General features: G+C 36.4%; 11 protein-coding genes and 1 riboswitch. Of the genes, 7 read left to right on the top strand and 4 right to left on the bottom strand.

The window, feature by feature from the left end; translation table 11 throughout:
* Positions 1-40: 40 nt before the first annotated feature.
* From C7J89_RS02710 to C7J89_RS02700, 3 genes are all read right to left on the bottom strand, one after another.
* Positions 41-1435, bottom strand: coding sequence for a branched-chain amino acid transporter BcaP (locus C7J89_RS02710; RefSeq protein WP_103294625.1), 1395 nt, complete (start codon positions 1433-1435; stop codon positions 41-43).
* Between the two features lie 463 nt (positions 1436-1898).
* Positions 1899-3194 (bottom strand): LLM class flavin-dependent oxidoreductase, encoded by a 1296-nt coding sequence (locus C7J89_RS02705; RefSeq protein WP_103294624.1) that lies wholly within the window; start codon positions 3192-3194, stop codon positions 1899-1901.
* Between the two features lie 28 nt (positions 3195-3222).
* Positions 3223-3975, bottom strand: coding sequence for a 3-oxoacyl-ACP reductase (locus C7J89_RS02700; RefSeq protein ID WP_103294623.1), 753 nt, complete (start codon positions 3973-3975; stop codon positions 3223-3225).
* 151 nt (positions 3976-4126) lie between these two features.
* A riboswitch (TPP riboswitch) is annotated at positions 4127-4230 on the bottom strand.
* A 244-nt stretch (positions 4231-4474) separates the two neighbouring features.
* Between C7J89_RS02700 and fadX the strand changes: the two genes are divergently transcribed.
* The 5 genes from fadX to C7J89_RS02675 all read left to right on the top strand — a co-directional run bounded on the left by fadX (position 4475) and on the right by C7J89_RS02675 (position 12380).
* Complete coding sequence (fadX, locus tag C7J89_RS02695; protein WP_103294622.1) at positions 4475-6043, top strand: fatty acid degradation protein FadX; 1569 nt, start codon at positions 4475-4477, stop codon at positions 6041-6043.
* A gap of 23 nt (positions 6044-6066) precedes the next feature.
* On the top strand, positions 6067-7590 hold the full coding sequence (gene fadD, locus C7J89_RS02690; RefSeq protein ID WP_103294621.1) for a long-chain-fatty-acid--CoA ligase FadD: 1524 nt from the start codon (positions 6067-6069) through the stop codon (positions 7588-7590).
* Between the two features lie 78 nt (positions 7591-7668).
* Positions 7669-8874, top strand: a complete 1206-nt coding sequence (fadE, locus tag C7J89_RS02685; protein WP_061853892.1) for an acyl-CoA dehydrogenase FadE — start codon at positions 7669-7671, stop codon at positions 8872-8874.
* A 34-nt stretch (positions 8875-8908) separates the two neighbouring features.
* Complete coding sequence (fadB, locus tag C7J89_RS02680; RefSeq protein WP_103294620.1) at positions 8909-11164, top strand: 3-hydroxyacyl-CoA dehydrogenase/crotonase FadB; 2256 nt, start codon at positions 8909-8911, stop codon at positions 11162-11164.
* Between the two features lie 31 nt (positions 11165-11195).
* Positions 11196-12380, top strand: a complete 1185-nt coding sequence (locus C7J89_RS02675; protein WP_103294619.1) for a thiolase family protein — start codon at positions 11196-11198, stop codon at positions 12378-12380.
* 271 nt (positions 12381-12651) lie between these two features.
* Here the strand turns inward: C7J89_RS02675 and C7J89_RS02670 are convergent, their stop codons facing one another.
* Positions 12652-14643 (bottom strand): catalase, encoded by a 1992-nt coding sequence (locus tag C7J89_RS02670; RefSeq protein ID WP_103294618.1) that lies wholly within the window; start codon positions 14641-14643, stop codon positions 12652-12654.
* A 318-nt stretch (positions 14644-14961) separates the two neighbouring features.
* Here C7J89_RS02670 and C7J89_RS02665 point away from each other — a divergent pair, with 318 nt between their 5' ends.
* A complete protein-coding gene (locus tag C7J89_RS02665) occupies positions 14962-16341 on the top strand; it encodes an amino acid permease (protein ID WP_061853896.1) in 1380 nt (459 codons plus the stop codon).
* Positions 16342-16592: 251 nt separating this feature from the next.
* Positions 16593-18293 carry a dihydroxy-acid dehydratase gene (gene ilvD, locus C7J89_RS02660; protein ID WP_061853897.1) on the top strand — a complete coding sequence of 567 codons (1701 nt, stop codon included), beginning with the start codon at positions 16593-16595 and terminating at the stop codon, positions 18291-18293.
* Positions 18294-18334: the final 41 nt, after the last annotated feature.

The following is an 18334-nucleotide window of genomic DNA, read 5'->3' as shown; positions in this document are numbered from 1 at the left end:
TCCCTTTTTAACATTGCGTATTTTGTTACAAAACTACATTTTAAGCATTTAATTTTGAATTTCTAATTGAAAAACTAAAGTAAATTATAAATCCTATGATTAACCAAACTACAAATCTAATCCAAGTCGTGACATCTAAATTCAATATTAGAAATGCACAGAAGAAAATGGAAAGAAGCGGTACTATTGGTACTAATGGACATTTAAATTTTCTATCTATATTAGGTGCTGTCTTACGTAAAATTAAAATAGATACAGATACTAATATAAATGCCGATAACGTACCGATACTTACCATCTCTGACAATGTTTCTATAGAGAAAAGTGCACCTAATAAACCAGCTGAGATACCAAATATCCACGTAGCGATAAAGGGTGTATTAGTTTTATTATTAACAATTGAAAATACTTTAGGTATGAGTCCATCTTTAGACATTGCGTAAGCAACTCTCGTTTGACCGTATAACATTACTAACATAACTGTAGTCATACCAAGAATAGCCCCTACGTCAATAACACCCGATATCCAATTTTGATTCGTGTATTTCAACACTGCCGAAATAGGATGCGCTTCATATTGAGCAAACATTTTAAACGGTACCACACCAGTCATTATTAATGACACACAAACATATAAAATTGTACAAATCACTAAAGAAATTATTATCCCTTTAGGCATAGTCTTAGCAGGGTTGATTGTTTCTTCAGCACTAGACGAAACTGCATCAAAACCTATAAATGCAAAAAATACTGTTGCTGCAGCAGCAAAAACACCTGAAAAACCATAAGGTAAAAATGGAGTTAAATTATCTGGTTTAACATAAAATATTGCCACAACAATAAACAAGAGTATTACAGCAACTTTTATGAATACCATTATATTATTTACTTTTTTCGTCTCTCTAATACCTATAGAAATAAGTGTCGTAACTAACATGACAATAATAAAAGCAGGTAAATTGAATATACCTTTTTCGTTATTAGCTGTAGTAACGCCGAGTGGTGCAGTTAGTTGTTCAGGAATATGTATACCTAATCCTACTAATAACGAATTGAAGTACCCAGACCAACCAACTGAAACAGTACTAACCCCTAACATATATTCTAGGGCTAAATCCCAACCAATAATAAAAGCGAAAATCTCACCTAACGTTGTGTAGGTATACGTATACGCCGAACCAGAAATCGGCACCATAGAAGCGAATTCTGCATAACATAAAGCTGTAAATAAACATGCTAAAGCTGCAATGACAAATGATAACATCAGGCCTGGTCCTGCTTTTAAAGCACCCGTCCCTGTTAAAACAAAGATACCCGTTCCTATAATCGCCCCTATACCTAAGAAAACTAAATCAAAGGTATTCATACTCTTTTTTAATTTCGTATGTTTTTGCGAAATTACTGTAGTGATATCCTTTTTTCTTAATATATTCATAGTTGTTGTTCCTTTCTTGCTGTGAAATTAATCTATTTATATGAATAAATATCTCGATATAATAAGCTGAATATTCCGACAATTATATATATATATTTTACATCTATGGTTTTCTGCAAACCGCTAATTTATTTTAAAATAAACAACGTAACAATTACTAAAATACCGAGATATCTAAACCATATTATTAAATTATATCGATAGTAAGAAGCTTTATTTTTACTAAATCAGAATATATATTTACTTCTTTCATAAATTCATATTACAACTAAGCACTTTATTTTTTGGCTATAAATGTAGTTTGAAAACTTAATATAGGCGCATTTACCTTTTAGTAACCTACCATCAATATAAAAGAGTCTAGCGATAATATAATATCCTAGACTCTTGTTGAGCATCGTATTTATGACTCACCATCTACAAATTAAGATGAGCTATAGTAAATTCATTCTTTGACCATCACCTAGTGTAATGACAAATGATCACGCAACGTCGTAGTCGTATAGTCGTGACGGTATAAGTTACGTTTTTGCAATTCCGGCACAATATATTCTACGAAATCTTCTAAACTTTCCGGTAACGTAGGTGGCATTAAATTAAATCCATCGGCCACCCCATCATTAAACCAATGTTCCATCTCATCCACGATTTGTTCAGGTGTTCCTATTAACGTTAAATGTCCGCCACCAGCACTAATATATCCTAATAATTCACGTACAGTCGGTTGTTTTTCTTCAATAATAGCTAATATCGTTTCATAACGTCCAATAGGTCCTTCAAATTCATGTACAGAAGGTAACGCTGGCACAGGTTCATCTAATGGCCATGCTGAACAATCTTGTTGAACGAAAAAGCTTAATTGTTTCAATGCTTTTGCTATTGGCATCTGCTTATCTAAATATGCTTTTTTGGCTAATGCTTCTTCATAAGTACGCCCAACATAAGTTACTAAACCTGGAAAAACTTTAACGTAATCTTGTCTATTCATTTCCTCTAACTGGGCATCTAACTTTTGGCGATAATTACGCGCTTGTGCTAAATTCCAAGATACTGAATAGACGGCATCTGCATATTTAGCGGCAAGTGCAATGCCTTGTTTCGAAGCACCTGCTTGCATTGCCACCGGTTTACCTTGCGGACTTTGAGGCGTCGTCAATGGTCCTTGCACATGATAATGCGTGCCCGAATGATCAATCGGTTTAATTTGTTGTGCATCAATCAGTTCACCTGTAGCACGATTATATACTAATGCTTTCTCATCCCATGACACCATCAATTTATTCATCACTTGCGCAAATTCATCTGCCTTCCCGTAACGTTCTGAATGATTAGGCAATTTCGCCATACTATGATTCATCGCTTCTAAATCTGTCATCGAAGTCACTAAGTTCCATCCTACACGACTGCTCGTAATATGATCTAAACTTAAAAGTTGTCTTGCCACTGTAAATGGATTAGCAAAACTACTCGAAATTGTAGCGACTAAACCTACATGCTTGGTTACTTGAGAAATAGCAGTTAAATTAATTAAAGGATCGTACCAAAATGATGGCATATCACTATTATCAGAAACTTGTAATGCTTGATTATCTGCAAAGAATACAGCATCAAAATAACCTTTTTCAGCAAGTTGTGCTAACGACTGATAATACGCAATATCACCAATGCGCTCAACTAAAGAATCTTCCATTAACCATGCACCAGAATGATGACCACAACCAATTAACAGCACTCCAATATGAAGTTGACGTTTATCCATAAAATATACTCCTTTACCTCACTATGTTTTAGTTCATTGTTAAGCCACCATCGACAGTGTAATTTTGACCGGTAATACCGCGTGCATTATCTGAAGCTAAAAAGGCAACCATATGCGCAACATCTTCTGGTGTTGTCACTTGGCGTAACGGCGTCGTTTGCGCAATAATATCAAACACTTCAGGCGTTGTAACAGCACTCGCGTCAGTTGTTTTTAATAATCCTCCTGAAACGACATTTGCCGTAATGCCATATTGACCTAATTCAGCCGCTATGTTGCGAGTAAAGCCAATTAATCCAGCCTTCGCCGTCGTATATTGGTGATAAGGTACGACTGGGTTTTGGTATAGGTTCGTGCCAATACTAATAATACTACCTTGTTTACGCTCTTTAAATTGTGGCACGACACTTTGAGTAACATTAAATGCAGCTTTTAACGTCCCATCTATTTGTTGTTGATAATCTTCCCATGTTAATTCAGTAAATGATTGTTGCGCAGTGGGATCAAATTTAAAATCTACGAGCGCATTGTTTACTACCACATCAATTTGACCAAAATGTTTAGTTCCTTGTGCAATCATTTTATCTACCGCTTCACGTTGAGTTACATCAGCTTGAATAGCAATCGCGTTATCAGAGCCCAATTCTGCCACTAAATCTTGTGCCGCTTGTTCACTATGACAGTAATTAATAATTACCTGCTGACCTTGCTCCACTAATGTTTTAACGATTGTTGCTCCTAAACCTTTACTACTGCCTGTTACTAAAATCACTTTCGACATAATATTTCACTCCTATAGTTTGATTTATAATTAAAATTTGCCACGCCAACGTGTCTTTGTAGTGTCAAAACAACAAAAACGCGACCTCCGAATATGGAAGCCGCGTCAAAAAATATCTTTATATATAATAAAGCACCAGTGCTTAAATTACAGTTTGACGAACACACTTCCCTACGCTAGTTCCAACTAGATCAGGTTCAAAGGGTTTGAGGACATCCTCATCTCAGTGCAAAAATGACACCCCTAGTGGTTATTTAATTATTACTTTAAATGTATGTTCTTCGTTACATAATGTCAAGTTGCCTCTGTCATACTTATAAATTTACAATATACCTATCATTTTATAATTTTGTTAAAACAAAACTCTTTAGATTATAAGTTTTTATTATTATGAACTATTAAAACTTTTACATCAATTTTACACTGTGTTATATTCTATGTAAGGGCTTACATATTCGAAAGGAGGCAGTCTTCCTATGAGAACTTGTGATGTTATGCAATGAAAATTATTACAGCAAAAGAATTAAAAAATTTAGTAAAAAGTCATGACACCATTGCCCTTTCAGCATTGTCAGTAGGTAATTTACCAGTAGAAATACTGAAGCATCTTATTGACTATTATGATGAAACTCAACAACTAGACAACTTAACAATTATGATTGCTAATGATATTAGTGATTACGTTGGAGACGGCGTCGATTTAGACGCATTTATTAAACGTAATATGATAAAACGTTTAATATCAAGCATTATAGTAGCCTCACCCGCTACAATCTCAGCAATAAAAAATAATGAACTAGAAGCCTACTTTTTACCTCAAGGCGTGATGACGACGAATTATCGTAATCAAACTTTCGCCAGTCCAGGTACAATAACGACGATAGGCTTACATACAACGGTAGACCCTAGATATACGGGTGGTAAGGCAAATGATCGCACGAGTGAGGACTTAGTACAATTAACGGAAGTAAATGGTAAAGAATACTTACTTTACCAATTTCCTGAAGTTGATGTAGCCCTGTTACGAGGAACTTACGCAGATCGACAAGGTAACATTTATATGGATCATGAGGCACATCTTAGCGAAGCATATAGTGTTGCTGCTGCAGCACATAGAAATAACGGTAAAGTGATTGTACAAGTTAAAGCCGTTGTTGAAGATGGTAGCTTTAAACCAACAGATGTATTTATACCTAGCGCCTTAGTAGACTATGTTATGGTAAACGACAATCCACGTTACCATAAACAAGTTGTTCAAACGTATTATGACCCTGCGTTATCAGGACATTATAAAGTGTTAGAAATGCCTGGACCATACATTAAAATGAGTTCACGCAAAGTCATCTTACGACGGGCGGCACAATTTTTAACAAGTGGCGATATGGTCAGCATTGGATTTGGTATAAATAATGAATTATCTAATTTATTAGTCGAAGAAGATGTACGTGATTTAGTACATCTCAATATCGATACGGGCGTCTTTGATGGTTATATCGGTAGCAATGACTACTTGAGTATGCACTACAATTTAAGCGCACGTATGCGTCACGAAATGACATGGGATTTTATTTATAACGGTGGACTAGACATTGCATATTTGAGCTTTGCTGAAATAGACCAACAAGGTAATGTAAACGTCTCTTCATATGGTAATAAATTAAATGGCTGCGGAGGCTTTATAGACATAAGCCAAACCGTCGATACCATTGTTTTTTCTGGCTCATTGGTTGTCGGGGGTCAACTAGATTGTGTACATAACAAATTAGTCATCAACGAAGAAGGTAAGGCTACTAAATTTGTAGACGAAGTTCGCAACGTAGATTTTAATGCCGAATACGCACTATCCAAAGGTCAAACTGTTTATTACGTGACTGAGCGCGCGGTATTCCAACTGACAAATTCAGGTTTGAAATTAATCGAAATCGCACCAGGTGTAGACATAGATAGAGATATATTAGCGAATATGTCATTTAAACCGATTGTTCCTGACGACATTGGTTTAATGGATGCTAGTATGTTTCAAGAACATTGGGGTAATTTACACAAGTCGTTAGGGAGCAATAGTTAACCGAATACAAGGGGGTATAAACTATGAATTTCGATTGGATTAAGACAAGAGCAATATTTGAAGAAGAGAAACCTGCAATTATAGACCCAGCTAAGGGTACTGAATGGACATACCAACAGTTAAATATACGTGCTGAGAATCTCGCTTCTCATTTATGTGAACAAGGCACAGAACGCGGCGATGTTATTGGTATATTTGCACCTAATGATGTGGCAATTCTAGATGTCTTATTTGCCTCAATAAAATCAGGGACCGTGTTCTTACCAATTAATTGGCGTTTAAATCCTGAAGAAATTGCAACCGTTGTTGAAGATTCAGGCGTAACAAAAATATTTTATGAAACAAAACACTTATCGTCACTTACTAAAATAGATGAATCTCTGTTATATATGGATATTAACGCTCAAGAATATAACGATATCGTTGATCCATCACATCATAACCGATTTGATAGCGTTGAATTGCAAGGTGATGACTTAGCATCGTTATTATATACAAGTGGTACTACGGGCGTGCCTAAAGGTGTTATGTTCTCACATGATTCATTCGTTAGTAATGGTATTAATTTAAATCATACACACCCAACCTATCCAACAGACGTTACAATCGTCGCTTTACCTATGTTCCACGTGTTTGGTTTTAATGATTTAACTTTACCAGCGCTATTTAATGGAGGCACATTAGTTTTACAGCGTTATTTCAATGCTGAAGAGCTAAACAGTCTTATGATGGAATATAAACCTGACTATATGTTGCTTATTCCAACAATGTTATATGCAATGCTTGTAGCAAAAAACTTTAACCCGGAAGCTTATCAAAGCGTGCGCTACTTAATTCAAGGTGGATCACCTCCACTACCTGCAGTACAAGCAAAATTACTAGACATGAACATTGCGCTTATTAATGGTTATGGTCTAACTGAAGCACCAATCGTTTCTGTAAATACTGTAAGCAATTCAAAAGTTAAACCTAAATCAATCGGGCATCCAGTCATCTTTACTGAAGTACGTATTTTCGATGATGATTTCAATGAAGTTGAACCAGGAGAAATTGGCGAATTAGGCGTACGTGGTAAAAACGTTACACCAGGCTATTGGAATAAGCCAGAAGCTACAGCGAAAAGTTTCCATGATAATTTCTTTTTAACTGGGGACCTCGCGACAATTGATGAAGATGGCGATGTTTATATCGTTGACCGTAAGAAAGAGATGATTATTACAGGTGGCGAAAACGTACTGCCATCAGAAGTTGAAGCGGTATTATCAGAACATCCATTGGTAGCACAATGCGTAGTTGTTGGATTTACAAGTCCAAAATATGGCGAATCCGTATCGGCTGCAGTCGTGTTAACTGAGGAAGATGATAATTTCGAAGAAAAATTAGACAAGTTCGCACGTGAAAAGCTTGGCGGTTATAAAGTACCTAGAATGTACTTAAGTATAAACCATATGCCTTTAAACTCAACATCTAAACCAGATAAACTTGCTTTACAACAACGTATGAATGAAAAAGCAGAGAAATTGCACCAAGGAGACGAATTGGCATAACAACATCATCATGTAAAACTTTAAAAATTTTTACTAATAAATGTAAGCGTTATCATAAATATTATTGGAGGTTTTATTATGTCTACAAAAACTGAAATATTAAAAGAATTATATCCAGAAGATACGTTAAATATATCTAAAGAGCTCACTGAAGGTGAAGTTAAATTTTTAAAACAATTAGATGATATGTTGGAAAATAATTATCGTGATTCAATTAATGACCATTGGGCTAATGCTACGATTCCAGAAGGTTTCTTCGAAGAATTAGGCAAATTAAATTATTTTAATAATCCCCTACTCTTTGAAGGCCGTGGTGATGCGAAAACAACAAGCCAAATGTTCCAATTTTTCTTATCTTATACAGTAGCGAGATTTGATGTCTCACTCGTCACTTTATTAGGTGTACACCAAGGTTTAGGACATAACGCGTTCTTATTTGGTGGTAGTAAAGAACAAGTGGCCTATTACGTGCCAAAATTACAATCTCATGAATTACGTACTTGTTTTGCATTAACAGAACCAAACCATGGCTCTGACGTTGCAGGCGGTTTAGAAACAGTTGCAACAAAAGATGGAGATAAATGGGTTTTAAACGGTGAGAAGAAATGGATTGGTGGCGCACATTTATCAGATGTTATACCAGTATTTGCAGTCGATGCCGAAACTAAAAAACCAAAATGTTTCATCGTTCGTCCTGAACAAGAAGGCGTAGAGATTGATATTCTTCAAAATAAAATCGCCTTAAAAATTGTGCCTAACGCGCATATTAAATTAACAAATGTCGTCGTTGAAGAACAAGAACGTCTACAAAACATTAATAGTTTCAAAGATGTAGCAAAAATCCTTTATTCAACTCGTGCTGGTGTAGCGTATATGTCGACTGGCGCAATGGCCGGAGCTTTACGTGCCACTTTAAAATACGTTAAAGAACGTAAACAATTCGGTAAAGAAATTAGTAAGTTCCAATTAATACAAGAAAAATTAGCTATGATGCAAGGTAACTTATCACAAGCAATGGCCATGTCGGCACAACTTGCACGTATGCAAGCAAACGGTGAGTACGATGAAGTTGCAACATCAACAGCAAAAATGATGAACTCATTACGCTTCAGAGAATCTGCGGCAATGGGTCGTGGCATCACAGGTGGTAACGGCATTTTAGCTGAATACGACATCGCAAGATTTTTCTCAGACGCAGAAGCAATTTACACATATGAAGGTACACACGAAGTGAATGCTTTAGTTATCGGTAGAGCTCTTACTGGCGACTCTGCATTTATCTAATATGACTAATTAATAATCACTTGGAGGTATTTATATGACTATACGCAAAGCAACAGTATTAGGTGCTGGCACAATGGGCAGTCAAATTGCTGCCCTATTCGTAAATGCTGGTTTGAAAGTAAAATTGTTAGATATCGTAATAGATGACAATGATCCAAATAAAATATCTAAAAAAGCATACGAAACAATTACCAATAAAAAAAGACCGATGTTATTTAATTTAGACTACGCTTCTAATTTAACTTACGGTAACTTTAATGAAGATTTAGCTCATGATGATGCAGACATTTATATCGAAGCCGTCAAAGAAGACGTGGACGTTAAACATCAAATTTGGCAACAAGTGCAACAAAATGCTAAAGAAGGTGCAATCTTTGCAACGAACACTTCAGGTATTCCAATTGAATCTATCGCGCAAGCGTTCAATGACGATACTAGACAAAGATTTTTAGGATTACATTTCTTTAACCCACCACGCATTATGAAATTAGCGGAAATCATCCCTAATGAACATACTGCAAACAGTGTTATTGAAAGTGTTAAATCCTTTGCAGAAGAAATATTAGGTAAAGGTACTGTCGTAGCAAATGACGTTGCAGGCTTTGTTGCAAATAGAGTTGGTACTCAATCTATGAACGACGTTATGTATAGAGCAGAACAACAAGGTTTCTCTATTACAGAAGTAGATGCACTAACTGGACGTGCTATCGGCAGACCTAACACTGGTACTTATGGGCTTACTGATTTAGTTGGTCTTGATATTGCTCAAACCGTGACTGAAGGTATGCGTCGAGTGCCTGAAGAGCAACCTTACTTCAAGGAAGTTCAATTAAGTAAAAAACTTTTCGAAGCTGGCGCATTAGGTCGTAAAACAAAACAAGGTTTTTATAAGAAAGAAAATAAAAAACGACTTGTCTTAGACCCTGAAAAAAATGAATATGTAGAACCACAACAGCCTACATTCAATATATTAGGCCAATTCAGTAAAGATTTAGTTCATAACTTAGACGTTATTTTTAACGCAACTGACGATGCCGGTAAATTTTTATGGGAAACGTTAAGAAATAACTTCTACTACGCGGCAATTAATGTACCAAAAGCAGCGGCCGACTTTAAAGATATAGACCGTGCTATCGTTTGGGGCTTCAATTGGAAAAAAGGACCATTCCAATTATGGGATTTAATGGGCTTTGACCGAGTTAAAGAACGTATTAAAGACGAAATTGGCGATCTACCTGACTGGGTCGACAAGCAACAAGGTTCATTTTATGCTGAAAATGAATCTATAGAACGCGTAACTGATGTTTCTAACTTTATCGACAGTGAGATTTGGAACAAAGACGATTCAAACTTATCTGTAGCAAATAAAGATCAACTATTATTAAAACTACAAAGTAAAAATAACGTTATTACAAACCAATTTGTCGAAGATTTAAACGACGCCATCGACACGCTAGAAAACGGCGATTACACAAGCATGGTGATCTATGCTGATGGCAATAATTTTAGTGTCGGCGCGAACTTGTACATGATGAAAAAAGCTCACGAAGATGGCGCTGTAGAAACGGAAGTTAAATCTGCAGTCGAAAGACTACATTATGTGTTTAGTCGTTTAAAATATGCACTAAAACCTATCGTTACTGCGACACAAGGTAAAACTTTAGGTGGTGGTTGTGAACTCGTAATGCATTCACCTTTCGTAGTAGCTTATAGCGAAACGTATATAGGTTTAGTCGAAACTGGCGTTGGCCTATTACCAAGTGGTGGCGGACTTGCTGAGCTAGCTACTAGAGTATTAAGTGCCGATCATCAAAAAGATGATAAGCAAGCTACAATGGCCAAGATTTTGATGAATATTGGTCTAGCCAAAGTGGCAACTAATGCGCATGAAGCTGTCAGATACGGCTATTTAAAAGAGACTGATACAATTATTATGAATAAAGAAAAACGTATCGAAATCGCACTTAAACGTGCACGTTACGAATCTGAAACAAATTACATGCCTGCACCAAAAGAAAACTTTATCGCTTTAGGTAAAGACTTTAAAGCATTGGCACAAGGTCAATTAGATGCACAACGCTTAGGTCACTTTATTAGCGATTACGATTATGAAATCACGCTTAAAATCGCAGACATCTTAGCTGGCGGTGATTTACCACGTAATACCTATGTGAACCAACGCTACTTACAAAATTTAGAAAAAGCTGGATTTGTTGAACTACTACAAAATAGTAAAACATATGACAGAATTTCTCATATGTTAAAAACAGGCAAACCATTACGCAACTAATTAAAAGTAAGAGAAGAGAGGATGAAGTGAAATGCGAGATGCATATATCGTAGCTTATGGTCGTTCGGCAGCAAGTAAAGCTAAAGGAGGTGCCATGTATCATGACAGACCGGATGACGTGGCAGCGCAAGTACTTAAAGGCGTGCTTAACCGTGTAGATGGTCAATTTGATCCAAGTATGGTTGAAGATGTTATCGTTGGTAACGCCTTCCCTGAAGGTTTACAAGGTCAAAATATTGCACGTACTATCGCCCTATTAGCTGGTATGCCAGATAGTGTACCTGGTCAAACAGTAAATCGTTATTGTTCATCAGGTTTACAAACAATAGCTACTGCAGCAAACCAAATTAAAGCAGGTCAAGGCGACATTTTAGTCGCAGGTGGCGTGGAATTAATGAGTGCAGTGCCTATGGGAGGAAATGAACAAACAAACAACCCAACTTTACAAGATGAAGACCGTGGTGTTTCTTATCCTATGGGCTTAACGGCAGAAATGGTGGCAGAAACATATAAAGTTTCACGTGAAGACCAAGATGCATACGCCGTTCAAAGTCATCAACGTGCTAAAGCGGCACAAGATGCTAATAAGTTTGATGATGAAATTATACCGATTGAAGTTAATGACGTGAGTTATGACAGCAATGGTCCGGTAGTATCCAAGGTTCAATTTAAGACAGACGAAATGATTCGTCCAGATACTAATATAGAAGACTTAGCACAATTGCGTACTGTATTTAAGGCAGACGGCACAGTGACTGCTGGTACTTCTGCACCATTAACAGATGGCAGTGGCTTTGTAGTACTTATGTCAGGTGATAAAGTCAAAGAATTAGGCGTGACACCGATTGCGCGTTTCGTTGGCTTCAAAGCTGTTGGCGTTGATCCTAAACTCATGGGTATAGGTCCAGCATATGCTATTCCAGAAGTACTTAAGGAAACTGGATTATCTATTGATGATATTGATTTAACAGAGTTAAATGAAGCTTTTGCCTCACAAACACTCGCATCAATGAGAGAAACTGGATTAGATGCAGAAAAGACAAACGTTAACGGCGGTGCTATTGCCTTAGGTCATCCACTTGGAGCTACTGGCGCTATGTTAACAGGTCGCTTATTATCAGAGATGAAAAAACGACCAGATAGTAAATACGGCATGGTAACGATGTGCATCGGTGTCGGCATGGGTGCAGCTGGTATTTTCGAGTATGTACGTTAAATTGTAATTATCTCTAATAGGAGCAAGAGTCTGAGACATATATTGTCTTCAGGCTCTATTTTTATTGGCAGTAGATGACTGCATTGAAAATGTGCTTATATCAAGCTGTTTTCAACTCTAGTCATCCTTGCCAGGATGGGACTACAAAATCTTCTTATAAATATAAGATTTTTGTCCTACTCCACCTTTTATATTCAGGGTCTGTATTTGGATTGCTATTTTTTAGTTTAAAAAAGAGAACTGACATACATCAGTTCTCAGTAATCCCAATTTATCTATCCCAATATCTAGCACGGTCAAATGCTTTAACGATTGTTTCTGGATCGTCTGAAATAAAGACACCTGGCGCATCTAATTTTAATTTAGCTGCTTTTAATTGCTCTGCAGCTTGTTTATTAAATACTAATGGTTTGTTGTGTTTATATGACATTTCTGCAAATGCTTCTGCATCTGGATTTAAGTCTGAACCATCTGATAACACAATTAAGCTATCAAATAACGTAGGATGTGCTGTTGCATAAGTTTCAGTAACACCAAAGTCTTCATCTATATCTTTAGGTTGTTTACCTACAAACGCATAGTTTAATCCTTGTTGAGTAAATGTTTTAGCATAAGATTTTAACGTATCTTCTGAAATGTCACCATTTAATAATACAGCTACTGAATGGCCTGGCAATGGAATATCAAATTTTTCCATAGTTAATTTACTATCTGAAGCATTAGACTCTACTTCTTCATTTTCTTCAGGTACTTTAACACCAACATTTTCTGCGACAGATTGTGCTAACTTTCTATCAACTTTGTTAAGTTGACTAACTGCATTTTCCTTAACCATGATAGATTTACACATACCTATTTCGAATGAGAAACCATCAACCATATGTTGATACTCATCTTCTGTTAAACTATTTAGATATAATTTAGGTTGAGAATAATAATCTTTGAAACTTTCACTACGTTTTCTAATTTTTCTACCTTCAACCTTTTCTTGATAATGTTCATAACCGCCCTCTTCTTTTGAAGTAGTATGAGGGTCATTATCATTTAACGCATTATTATGATATGAAGTTTGTCCCTTATGGACATTTTGTTGATGCATTGCATCACGTTGGTTATTGTGAACTTCATTCACTGGTCTATTAATTGGAATTTGGTTAAAGTTTGGACCACCAAGACGTGAAATTTGAGTATCTGTGTATGAGAATAAACGACCTTGTAATAATGGGTCATTTGAGAAATCAATACCAGGCACAATGTGACCAGGATGGAACGCAGCCTGTTCAGTTTCATCGAACACGTTGCTGACGTTTTGATTTAAAGTCATTTTACCAACACGTTGTACTGGCACTTGATCTTCAGGCCAAATTTTTGTTGGGTCTAAAATATCAAAATCAAAATCAAATTCTTGATCTGGTGTAATGATTTGTAAGCCTAATTCCCATTCAGGGTAGTCGCCTTTTTCGATTGACTCATATAAATCTTTACGATGGAAGTCTACATCTTTACCATGTAAGATTTGCGCTTCGTCCCATACAAGTGATTCTAAGCCTTGTAATGGTTTCCAATGGAATTTCACGAAATAAGATTGACCTTCACTGTTAACTAAACGGAACGTGTGCACCCCAAAACCTTCTATTTGTCTAAAGTTTTTAGGAATACCTCTGTCGCTCATTGCCCACATCGCTGTATGCGTTGATTCAGGGTTTTGTGCAAAGAAGTCCCAGAATGTATCATGTGCTGAACCACCTTGAGGTATTTCGTTATGCGGTTCTGGCTTCACTGCATGGATTAAATCTGGGAACTTAATTGCATCTTGAATAAAGAATACTGGAATGTCATTACCGACTAAATCAAATATACCTTCATCAGTATAAAATTTCGTCGCAAAGCCACGTACGTCTCTTACTGTGTCTGGAGAACCTTTTGACCCTTGGACAGTTGAGAATCTTACAAATACTGGTGTCGTTTTCTCAGGATTTGTTAAAAAATCTGCATACGTATATTTTGATAAATCTTCATATACTTGGAATTCACCATGAGCACCGAAACCACGTGCGTGTACGATACGCTCTGGAATACGTTCATGGTCAAAATGCATTATTTTTTCTCTAAAATGAAAGTCTTCTAATAAACTTGGGCCACGTTCACCTACCGTTAAAGTATTTTCGTCTTCACTCACTTTAACCCCATTATTCGTAGTCATCGCTTTGCCGTCATTATTCTTTTCATTCTTTTTAAGTTGGTCGAGTTTTTTATTTGTCATAATAATCCTCCTTTTAATTTTTAAATACCCTGTACATTTATGGAAAAACTGAAAATTGTATTACATAATTGTGAAATTAATATATTGTGGCAATCATATTTTGTTTCCATCTAAATTTATGATTATAGATGATTAAAAAATAACTTTAAATTTGTTTTGTTTATTAATCTCTTAAAACGTAGTATTTAAGGTGATTTTCACCTTTTCTTTTATATAATTTGCCCAAAGATATTTGAATTATTAAAAAAAGAATGGCAATATATGAAAAAACAAAGTATTATGAAAGCGCATACATTTTTAATGTTAAGGGGAAAAGATATGGAAGATAAATTACAAAGAGCACTTAGTAATAGACATATTCAATTAATTGCGATTGGGGGCGCAATTGGTACAGGACTTTTTTTAGGTGCAGGTGAGTCAATCCACCTCACTGGGCCTTCAATATTGTTTACGTATATGATTGTAGGCTTGGCCCTATTTTTATTTATGCGTGCAATGGGAGAAATGTTATTATCTAACACAAAATTTAATTCCTTTGCCGATATCACAAATGAATTTGTAGGACCATGGGCAGGATTCATTACAGGTTGGTCTTATTGGTTAACTTGGATCGTTTCTGGAATGGCCGAAGTAACTGCCGTGGCAAAGTATGTGTCTTACTGGTTCCCGGAAATTCCAAACTGGTTAACTGCATTAGCTTGCGTGTTGTTACTTATGGCTTTCAATTTAACGAGTGCTAAGTTATTTGGTGAATTGGAATTTTGGTTTGCCATTATCAAAGTATTTACTATCGTGGCACTCATTATTATAGGCGTCATTCTTGTAATTATGGCTTATAAAACACCATATGGGACATCGAGCTTCACAAATATATATAGTCATGGTGGTATGTTCCCTCACGGTATTTCAGGTTTCTTAATGTCATTCCAAATGGCTATTTTCTCTTTCCTAGGTATTGAAATGATAGGGATAACTGCAGGTGAAACGAAGAACCCTCATAAAACGATTCCACAAGCTATTAATAACGTACCTATTAGAATATTGTTATTCTATGTTGGAGCGATAGCAGTCATTATTTCAGTTATTCCATGGAATCATTTGAGTCCTGATGACAGTCCATTCGTTAAAGTGTTTGGCTTAGCAGGTATTCCCTTCGCAGCAGGGATTATTAACTTCGTCGTCTTAACTGCAGCCGCATCAGCTTGTAACAGTGGTATTTTCGCAAATAGTCGTACATTGTTTGGTTTAGCTGACAGAAAGCAAGCGCCACCGAAGTTCCAAACGACTAATCGTAAAGGCATACCTTTTATCGCTATTTTAATTACTTGCGGTATGATTTCTATTTCGGTATTGCTAAATTATTTAATTCCAAACGCAACGACTGTGTTTGTTTATATTTCAACAGTCTCTACGGTATTGAATATTTTTATTTGGACACTTATTACTTTTGCATATTATAGATATACTAAAAAAAGACCTGAAGAACACAAAAACAGCAAGTTCAAACTACCTGGCGGACGTGTAACGTCAATTGTTATCATTATCTTCTTTATCTTTATATTCGGTGTCTTATTAGTTAACCCAGATACACGTACAGCTGTCTACTTCACACCAGTATGGTTAATTATTTTGTCACTCATGTATCTCAAATATTCGAGAGAAAAAGCAAAAGAATATCATGAACAAAATAAATATTAATTAACTTTGCGACCACACATGATTTAAATGTGTGGTCATTTATTTGTAATCGTCATTTTAAAAACTATACTCATTAAAAAGTTTATAACTTTCAAGAAAGGCTATATAGTACAAATAACTTTTTAGCTTTATATATATAAATTGCCTGTTACATTAACAAACTTATGTATGTTATCATGGCTCAATATTATATATAAAATTTGATCACCTCAGATAGGCAAAAGTAGTTTATTTTACTAGGAGGTATTATTATGAGTTGGGAGAATAAAGACACTAACGAGGGGCAAGATTTACGTATTAAGAGTAAGGTGATTAGCGAAGGCGTTAATCGTACACCAAACCGATCTTACTTACGTTCACTAGGTTTTGAAGACGAAGATTTTCAAAAACCGATGATTGGTGTTGCAAGTACTTGGAGTGAAGTAACGCCTTGTAATGTACATATCGATGGGCTGGCTCGCGCTACAAAAAGAGGTATTAGTGAAACAGGCGCCAATCCATTAATCTTTAATACCATTACTGTTTCTGACGGTATTTCAATGGGTACGGATGGCATGCGTTTTTCATTACCAAGCCGAGAATTAATCGCAGACTCTATCGAATCAGTTGTAAGTGCCGAAAATTTAGATGGTGTTGTAGCAATTGGTGGCTGTGATAAAAATATGCCTGGTTGCATGATTGGTATAGCACGTCTCAACTTACCTGCCGTTTTCGTTTATGGTGGTACAGTATTACCTGGGAAATTAGACGGCAAAGATTTAGACGCAGTATCTGCATTCGAAGGCGTTGGTCAATATAACAATGGTGAAATCGATGACAAACAATTGCATAAAGTAGAATGTAACGCGTGTCCTGGAGCTGGCTCTTGTGGTGGTATGTTCACAGCTAATACAATGTCCTCTGCTATTGAAGCGATGGGTATGAGTTTACCTGGAAGTGCTTCTCACCCTGCCGTATCGGCAGATAAAGCAAAAGATAGTCGTGCTGCCGGCAAAGCTGTGTATAACTTACTTGAAAAAGGTATTTATCCAAAAGATATTATGACAAAAGAAGCATTTGAAAATGCTATAACTGTTGCGATGGCACTCGGTGGTTCAACTAACGCTATTTTACATTTATTAGCTATTGCGCATACGATCGAGGTTGACTTAGACTTAGATGATTTCGAAAAAATTCGTCAACGCGTACCGCATATCGCCGATTTACGTCCAAGCGGTAAGTATGTCATGTCACATCTAAATGATGTTGGTGGCGTACCTGGCGTAATGAAATTATTACTTGATAAAGGATTAATTCATGGAGATTGCTTAACAGTCACTGGCAAAACGGTTGCTGAGAACTTAGCCGAAGAAGAAGAGCTTACAGACAATAAAGAAATAATAAACTTTGACGAACCTAAACACCCTACTGGCCCACTTGTTATTTTAAAAGGTAATTTAGCGCCAGAAGGTGCCGTTGCCAAAATTTCAGGTCTTAGCGAAACATATATTAAAGGGCCAGCCAAAGTATTCGATACTGAAGATGCTGCCACTAAGGCTATCTTAAATAACAAAATCAAACCTGGTGATATTGTCGTTATTAGATACGCCGGGCCTAAAGGCGGACCTGGTATGCCTGAAATGTTATCCGCCTCTTCAATCTTAGTCGGTAAAGGTTTAGGCGAATCTGTAGGCTTATTAACTGATGGTCGTTTCTCTGGCGGTTCACACGGCTTAGTTATTGGTCATGCGGCGCCTGAAGCACAAGTTGGTGGTCCAATGGCATTATTAGAAGAAAATGACACAATCACGATAGACGCAGAAAATCGTGAAATCACATTCGATGTTTCAGATGAAGAACTTGAACGTCGTAAAGCGAATTGGACACAGCCAGAACTAAAAGTATCACGTGGTACTTTATACAAATATGCAAAACTCGTATCTTCAGCCTCAAAAGGTGCGATTACAGATTAATATTGCATAGACATCGTGGTCTTGTTACAAACGTTACTATT

Origin of the sequence: Staphylococcus kloosii (assembly GCF_003019255.1) — a bacterium.
Taxonomy (GTDB): domain Bacteria; phylum Bacillota; class Bacilli; order Staphylococcales; family Staphylococcaceae; genus Staphylococcus; species Staphylococcus kloosii.
This window is presented reverse-complemented; position numbering and strand designations above follow the sequence as displayed.

Bases quoted from the DNA above. Each gene is read 5' to 3' on its own strand.
- C7J89_RS02710 (WP_103294625.1), bottom strand. From the start codon at position 1,435: ATGAATATATTAAGAAAAAAGGATATCACTACAGTAATTTCGCAAAAA.
- C7J89_RS02705 (WP_103294624.1), bottom strand. From the start codon at position 3,194: ATGGATAAACGTCAACTTCATATTGGAGTGCTGTTAATTGGTTGTGGT.
- C7J89_RS02700 (WP_103294623.1), bottom strand. From the start codon at position 3,975: ATGTCGAAAGTGATTTTAGTAACAGGCAGTAGTAAAGGTTTAGGAGCA.
- fadX (WP_103294622.1), top strand. From the start codon at position 4,475: ATGAAAATTATTACAGCAAAAGAATTAAAAAATTTAGTAAAAAGTCAT.
- fadD (WP_103294621.1), top strand. From the start codon at position 6,067: ATGAATTTCGATTGGATTAAGACAAGAGCAATATTTGAAGAAGAGAAA.
- fadE (WP_061853892.1), top strand. From the start codon at position 7,669: ATGTCTACAAAAACTGAAATATTAAAAGAATTATATCCAGAAGATACG.
- fadB (WP_103294620.1), top strand. From the start codon at position 8,909: ATGACTATACGCAAAGCAACAGTATTAGGTGCTGGCACAATGGGCAGT.
- C7J89_RS02675 (WP_103294619.1), top strand. From the start codon at position 11,196: ATGCGAGATGCATATATCGTAGCTTATGGTCGTTCGGCAGCAAGTAAA.
- C7J89_RS02670 (WP_103294618.1), bottom strand. From the start codon at position 14,643: ATGACAAATAAAAAACTCGACCAACTTAAAAAGAATGAAAAGAATAAT.
- C7J89_RS02665 (WP_061853896.1), top strand. From the start codon at position 14,962: ATGGAAGATAAATTACAAAGAGCACTTAGTAATAGACATATTCAATTA.
- ilvD (WP_061853897.1), top strand. From the start codon at position 16,593: ATGAGTTGGGAGAATAAAGACACTAACGAGGGGCAAGATTTACGTATT.